The following is a 1897-nucleotide window of genomic DNA, read 5'->3' as shown; positions in this document are numbered from 1 at the left end:
CGCGGCGTCGAGCCGCGAGAGGATCCGCCGCGCTTCCAGCGTGCCGGCCGCCAGCGCCATCGCGCCTCGCGCCGCCGCGGCCGCGCCGCGCCCGGCGAGCCCAGACCCCTTCAGCACGAACCGCTCGGCGCCGCCGAAGGCGGGGCTCTCGAAGGCGGCGCTGCGGGCATCGGTCATCAGCGCGATCCGCTCGCCGCGCGCGACGAGCTCGGCCGCCAGCGCCTCGGCCGGGAACAGATGACCGCCGGTTCCGCCGGCGGCGATTACGATCGGACGAGCTGCCGGCCCGCGCATCATCGCGCCTCCGGTCGGCGGAGCGCCTGCGACGCGCGGACCCGGGACTCGGCGGCGCCCATCAGCGCTCCTCCTCGACGCGCGAGAGGCGGCGGCGCGTCAGCGCCAGCAGGAACCCCATCCCGAGCGCGATCGCGAGCACGGAGGAGCCGCCATAGCTCACGAAAGGCAGCGTCATGCCCTTGGTCGGGATGAGGTGGAGCGAGGAGGCCATGTTGACGAAGGCCTGCAGCCCGAACTGCGTCAGCAATCCCGCCGCCGCAAGCACGACGAACAGGTCCGTCTCGCCGAGCAGCCGGACCAGCCCACGCACCACGACGAAGGCGAAGAGGCCGAGGATCAGCAGGCAGATGACGAGGCCGAATTCCTCGCCCGCCACCGCGAAGACGAAGTCGGCATGCGCGTCGGGCAGCACGTTCTTCACCCGCCCCTCGCCGGGGCCGCGGCCGAGCAGCCCGCCATGGCCGAAGGCCTCGAGCGCCACGCTCACCTGGTAGTTGTCGCCCGATTCCGGGTTGATGAAGCGGTGCACGCGCGACTGGACGTGCGGGAAGAGCATGTAGGCGAGGCCGGCGCCGAAGAGGCCGAGCGCGCCGACGAAGCCGACCACGAAGAGGTTGAGTCCCGCGACGAAGAACTGCGCGAAGAACACCGCCGTGATGACCAGCAGCATGCCGATGTCGGGCTGCCCCTTCATCAGCACCGCGATCAGCAGGAAGATCACGATCGCGAGCAGCGTGGCGCCGTGCCGGCGATTGACCTTGCCCTCGGCGATCAGCCAGGCGGCGACGATCGCGAAGGAGGGCTTGAGGAACTCCGACGGCTGGAGCGAGCCGAACCCCGGCAGGCTCAGCCAGCGCCGCGCACCCTTGATCTCGACGCCCATCACCAGCGTCGCGGCCACCAGCAGCAGCGAGCCGCCGAGGCCGAGCCAGCCAAGCAGCCGGACCTGGCGGATGGACAGCATGGAGACGGCCACCATCAGCGTCGTCGCGGCGGCGAGGTAGATGATCTGCCGCGCGAAGAACATGTTGCGCGAGGAGGCGCCGATGCGCTCCGCCACGGCCGGCGAGGCGGCGAGCATCATCACGTAGCCGAAGCCGACCAGCGCGAGCAGCGCGGCCAGCGTCCAGCGGTCGATGGTCCACCACCAGCGGCCCAGGGTGGAGGTGTCGGCGCGCGAGACGGCCATCAGGCGGCCCTCCCCAGATCGTCGGCCATGAGCGCCTGCACCAGCGCGCGGAAGCGGTCGCCCCGCGCGTCGAAGCCGCTGAACTGGTCGAAGCTGGCGCAGGCGGGCGAGAGCAGCACCACCGGCGCCGCGCCGCCCCGCGCGTCCGCGGCGGCGCCCTGCACGGCGGCCTCCAGCGTGCCCGCGACCTCGTGCGGCACGCCATGCGCGGCAAGCGTCGCGGCCAGCATCGGCGCGTCGCGTCCGATCAGCAGCGCGCGGGCGATGCGCGGGAAGTACGGCGCGAGGCTCTCGATCCCGCCTTCCTTCGCGATGCCGCCGGCGATCCAGACGACGCGGTCGTAGGAGCCGAGAGCACGTGCCGCGCTGTCGGCATTCGTGGCCTTGCTGTCGTTGACGAAGACGACGCCG

At 72.4% G+C, this 1897-nt stretch carries 3 protein-coding genes; all 3 read right to left on the bottom strand.

All coding sequences use genetic code 11. The features are described from left to right. A partial coding sequence (locus L2I40_RS22585; RefSeq protein WP_237217586.1) for a glycosyltransferase occupies nt 1-294 on the bottom strand: 294 nt, incomplete at its 3' end. A gap of 61 nt (nt 295-355) precedes the next feature. Next, nucleotides 356-1486: an FtsW/RodA/SpoVE family cell cycle protein gene (locus tag L2I40_RS22580; RefSeq protein ID WP_372491107.1), complete on the bottom strand. Its 1131-nt coding sequence runs from the start codon at nt 1484-1486 to the stop codon at nt 356-358. Continuing rightward, on the bottom strand, nt 1486-1897 hold a 412-nt coding region (locus L2I40_RS22575), incomplete at its 5' end, for a glutamate ligase domain-containing protein (RefSeq protein WP_372491106.1). The genes L2I40_RS22580 and L2I40_RS22575, both read right to left, overlap by 1 nt.

It is taken from the genome of Falsiroseomonas oryziterrae (genome assembly GCF_021864505.1).
In the GTDB taxonomy this organism is placed as follows: Bacteria; Pseudomonadota; Alphaproteobacteria; order Acetobacterales; family Acetobacteraceae; genus Falsiroseomonas; species Falsiroseomonas oryziterrae.
This window is presented reverse-complemented; position numbering and strand designations above follow the sequence as displayed.

Excerpts from the sequence above, each read along its gene's own strand:
- L2I40_RS22580 (WP_372491107.1), bottom strand. The coding sequence starts at position 1,486 with ATGGCCGTCTCGCGCGCCGACACCTCCACCCTGGGCCGCTGGTGGTGG.